Origin of the sequence: uncultured Olegusella sp. (assembly GCF_947253395.1) — a bacterium.
In the GTDB taxonomy this organism is placed as follows: Bacteria; Actinomycetota; Coriobacteriia; order Coriobacteriales; family Atopobiaceae; genus Olegusella.
Genome location: NZ_CAMXYY010000121.1, coordinates 1 through 4,055, shown reverse-complemented (window position 1 = coordinate 4,055; position 4,055 = coordinate 1). Strand labels below are relative to the sequence as shown.

Annotated in this window: 5 protein-coding genes; 3 read left to right on the top strand and 2 right to left on the bottom strand. The window is 47.7% G+C overall.

Annotated elements, in window-relative coordinates; all coding sequences use genetic code 11:
- From Q0X25_RS07595 to Q0X25_RS07585, 3 genes are all read left to right on the top strand, one after another.
- On the top strand, window positions 1–823 hold an 823-nt coding region (locus tag Q0X25_RS07595; RefSeq protein WP_298580782.1), incomplete at its 5' end, for a site-specific DNA-methyltransferase.
- Window positions 820–2,514, top strand: a complete 1,695-nt coding sequence (locus Q0X25_RS07590; RefSeq protein ID WP_298580780.1) for a hypothetical protein — start codon at window positions 820–822, stop codon at window positions 2,512–2,514. The genes Q0X25_RS07595 and Q0X25_RS07590, both read left to right, overlap by 4 nt.
- On the top strand, window positions 2,498–3,547 hold the full coding sequence (locus tag Q0X25_RS07585) for a 4Fe-4S binding protein (RefSeq protein WP_298580777.1): 1,050 nt from the start codon (window positions 2,498–2,500) through the stop codon (window positions 3,545–3,547). Before Q0X25_RS07590 ends, Q0X25_RS07585 begins: the two co-directional genes overlap by 17 nt.
- A 132-nt stretch (window positions 3,548–3,679) precedes the next feature.
- On the opposite strand, the gene Q0X25_RS07580 is transcribed toward Q0X25_RS07585, so the two are convergent.
- A complete protein-coding gene (locus tag Q0X25_RS07580; RefSeq protein ID WP_298580775.1) occupies window positions 3,680–3,853 on the bottom strand; it encodes a type II toxin-antitoxin system RelB/DinJ family antitoxin in 174 nt (57 codons plus the stop codon).
- A gap of 63 nt (window positions 3,854–3,916) precedes the next feature.
- Window positions 3,917–3,997, bottom strand: a complete 81-nt coding sequence (locus tag Q0X25_RS07575; protein WP_298580785.1) for a hypothetical protein — start codon at window positions 3,995–3,997, stop codon at window positions 3,917–3,919.
- Window positions 3,998–4,055: the final 58 nt, after the last annotated feature.

The following is a 4,055-nucleotide window of genomic DNA, read 5'->3' as shown; positions in this document are numbered from 1 at the left end:
CAATAAAGTCTATAACGTAGACAGCGACATTTTCATGGATGAGCTCATTCGCGAGGGAATCGTGTTCAATCTCATCCTTACTGATCCGCCATACAATCTGCATAAAGACTTTGGCAATAGGAGCGATTGTCTGAGCGTCCCGGAGTTCATCGAGGAAAGTCGCGCGCGCATCGAGAAGTGTCGCAACCTTCTGACCCCCACTGGCAGTCTCGTGTGGTTTGGAATACACAACTACATTGGCTATCTGCAAACGATAATGTACGAGGCTGGGCTTTACTACCGTCGCATGAACATATGGCACTATGACAACGGTTTCGCGCGATCGAAAAAGACACCTGCGCCGACATACGAGCCGTTCCTTTGGTTCTCAAAGTCAAACAAGCGGTGGACGTACAACGCTGGTGACGTTCGTGTACCGTACAAAAGCACAGAGAGATTAAAGAACCCCGTCTACTACAAGGGCAAGAACGGAGAACGGAAGGTGTGGACTCCAAATCCCAACGGCGCCCTCAGAGGCGACATATGGGACTTTCCAACTCTTGCCGGCAGCCTTTACAAAAACGAGAGAACAGACCATCCAACACAAAAGCCAGAATCATTAATAACAGAACTCATCAAGGCATACTGCCCAAAGGATGATGAGGGGCGATACTGCGGCACTATATTCGATCCGTTCCACGGTTCTGGAACGCTCGGGGTATGCTGCGAAAAGCTTAATGCTGATGGGCATACGATACGATGGATTGGTTCAGAAATCGAAGAGCATTGGTGCGACGTTGCACAGGAGAGGCTAGATAAGATTGAACCGAGGTTGCAAGTATGATTAAGTTCCGAAATCCCGGATCCGACTTAGTTACTCAAGTCGGCATCATGCGAGTACTCTACTCCGAGTTCGATAAGCGGATTTTCGGACTCAAAGAGTTTGCTTCCGCCGTAGCCAACAATAACCTGATGACAGCATACGGTTACACAGGCAACATGGCGATGAGCCTCAGCAACGTTAAGGATGAGAGTCGCAATTCAACCAAGATGAACGTCAAGATGTATGCGGAGGTGTTCCGCTTCCTCGGCTGGCTGTCATCCTACCAGCAGGGATCAGCTTACCCATTAATCGTGACGGAGCTTGGCAGATATATCGCGACCAGTCCTAACCCAGTTCGGCTGTATGAGCAATGTCTTCTTGGAATAAACAACCCACAAGAGATGATGGACGGAATCAGGTACGATGAGCACGTTCGCTTCTTCGTATGCGCACTACGCGCCTTGGGAGATCTTGATGGCGTGATGTACAAGCATGAGCTCTGTATGGGTCCCATGAGCGTCAATGACGGCATTGTTGTCGAGTATGATTCGATGATTCACCATCTACAAGACATCAGGACTGGATACACGGAGTACGAACCTGCATGGGCTAGATTTTGCAACAGCTTAAATATGAAACCGACGTCAGTTGACAATCAGACAAGATTCCCAGTTGGCGCACTTAGTTGTTGCAGCTGGGTTGATAAGGTTAGAACTAAGAAGGTCTATCCACCAAAGAGCCTTCAATGCATCAGACTTACGGATCGCGGCAGAGAGATTCTTAGCCAGGCGAACGCGTGCAAGGACCTCAGGCTCGATGAATTCAATTTGTACGACGAGCGGACCCAGAATGCACTTATTCGGCAAGGCTTTTATCAGATGCTTGGCCGTGCCAACTACGACCTTTCTCCTGTTGAGGATCTATTATTGGAAGATATGGAGATAACGGATGCAATCACACAGGGGCGAAATCTGCTCTTCTCGCCTTATCAGACCCTTAGGTGCTGGCGAGTGAATGAGGCTTTGGGCATAGATACATCATCGTATACACGAGAATATGCTTCGTCTATCAGCGTTGCTCAGCGAGACGCTAGAGAAACGACCAGGTTGACACTAACGACGACCACACCAATTGAAGAAATCAACAATCCGATAGCACGAGAACTGAAGAATCGAATCAACACATTAAGTGCTACACACAAAGATGAAGATGAAATCGTAGACATTCTCTTCACAGACGAGCGCAGCAGCAACCAGGATCGGTTTTATCCACTTGTCGGAACAATGTTCAAGATGCTTGGATTCGATTGCCATGTTTCACGGCAAGGTGACAATGGGTCACGAATGGATGCTATCATTACCGGGCCAGGGAACGCCATTCCTATCGAAATCAAATCGCCCGGTGAGGAGGAGTTCATTTCGATTAAGGCCGTAAAGCAGGCTGCTGAAAACAGAATCATCCTCCTTTCACGCAAACAGTATCCAACCAGCGATACCGCAACTTCTCTCGTGGTCGGCTACCATGCACCTAATGAACGTGCAGAGGCATCGGATCTAATAGACGCGTTCAAAAACGTATACGGGATTAACGTTGGGGTCATTTCGTATGACGTACTTGCCAGGCTTGTGGTCAGGTCCACGCTCCATGGACAAACAATAACGCCGGAACAATTAGAAAAACTCAGGGGATTTGCTGATGTTGCACCAGAATGATGAAGCAAGACGCATTTCGTACTACTACATCGATCTCCGTGAAGTAACGAGTGCAGAGCGCTCCATTGATAAGCCGATGAAGCTCAACACGAGAGACAACACTTTCTATTCTGCATGCATCAATTGTCATCAACCTAGATGCCTTTACTACTACGACGACGAGTATAGCTGTGACGACTTCGAAAACCTCGCGGAGCGACAAGATGACCGCGTGTGTGCATTTGACGCAATCACGTGGGACAACGATAAACAGTCGATCGTTATTGAGTATGACTCTTGTATAGGATGTGGCTTATGCGCCAGCAGATGTCCTTTTGGGGCGCTGTACTATGAGAGTGGCAAGATGCGAGTAAATCTTGACCGCAACGACAAGCCCTTTGAAGTGGTCTATTCCGTTGAATATGCATCCAGATATCAAGAGAAATGCCTGGATGAGATAAGGGGATTACCTACTGAAAGCAAAAAAGACGATGAGACGCTAGAGCGCGTTAGATACGTTTATCAACGTTTAAGCGAGGTTAGAGCAACCCACGAGTCCGCCCTCTTGTTATGCAGAAATATGATGATTGAGGTGGGATATCACTGCGCTCTTCGAAGGACAGGTGTGTCCAGCACTCGTATGGATGCCATCTATTCCGGTAAAGATATTGCTGGCGCAATAGAAATAGAGTTTCAAAATGATTCCTTGAGCATTGCGAGAAACCTCTTGGACGATATAGCAATGATGCAAGTGCGGAACGGATTGCCGCGCTCGAAAAATATCCCATTAGCATTGTGTGCATGCATACCAAATACAAGACAGAGTTATTACCAAGTTTGTGATGACATATACAACGTACTTGGCATAAGAATTAGGACGCTGACTATTGCCGCATTGCTTCTCCTAATCTGGGAAGAAGCCAGTCTTGACCTAGATGGCGATATGTTTTGCCTTAGATTTAGGGACACTTCTATACGAAAGGATATTGAGTTGCTGCTCGGGCATAAGATTCGAGATAATGATGTTTTTGGCTTCCTGGAGCCAGTCAAATGAATTAAACCAATGAGAGGGATATGGATAATTGATTCATAGAAACAGGTAGTCTAACAAGGGTGGGATATCTAAACTACATCTCTTGAAATCAGTTGTAGGTAGGGTTCAAATTGCGAATTGCAAAACTACAAATCAGAGGTTTTTGGGCCTTGCGGTGACCTCGAAGGGAATCCTCTGCTTCCTCACGGCCTGCTTGAAGAACATGTTGATCACCTGTGTGGTACTGACGCCGAGCTCCGAGAAGAGTCTTGCCACGCCGTCCCTCGTCTGCCTATCTATGCGCACCATTACGTTGACCGTCTCCATGGGGCCTCCTTGCGGCATGGGTGCAATCTAGGCTAACTTGCACGTATATTGCACGTATTTTTGTCACTCCCACTCAATTGTTGCCAGCAGCTTGGACGTGATGTCGTAGCACACGCGGTTAGCGCTGGGAACCCTGCCCTCCATGCGGCTGGTAAGAGCTCACGCACATATCAAATTGCCCATACGGAAACCGCCTGGACTT

Excerpts from the sequence above, each read along its gene's own strand:
- Q0X25_RS07580 (WP_298580775.1), bottom strand. The coding sequence starts at position 3,853 with ATGGAGACGGTCAACGTAATGGTGCGCATAGATAGGCAGACGAGGGAC.
- Q0X25_RS07590 (WP_298580780.1), top strand. The coding sequence starts at position 820 with ATGATTAAGTTCCGAAATCCCGGATCCGACTTAGTTACTCAAGTCGGC.
- Q0X25_RS07585 (WP_298580777.1), top strand. The coding sequence starts at position 2,498 with ATGTTGCACCAGAATGATGAAGCAAGACGCATTTCGTACTACTACATC.
- Q0X25_RS07575 (WP_298580785.1), bottom strand. The coding sequence starts at position 3,997 with ATGGAGGGCAGGGTTCCCAGCGCTAACCGCGTGTGCTACGACATCACG.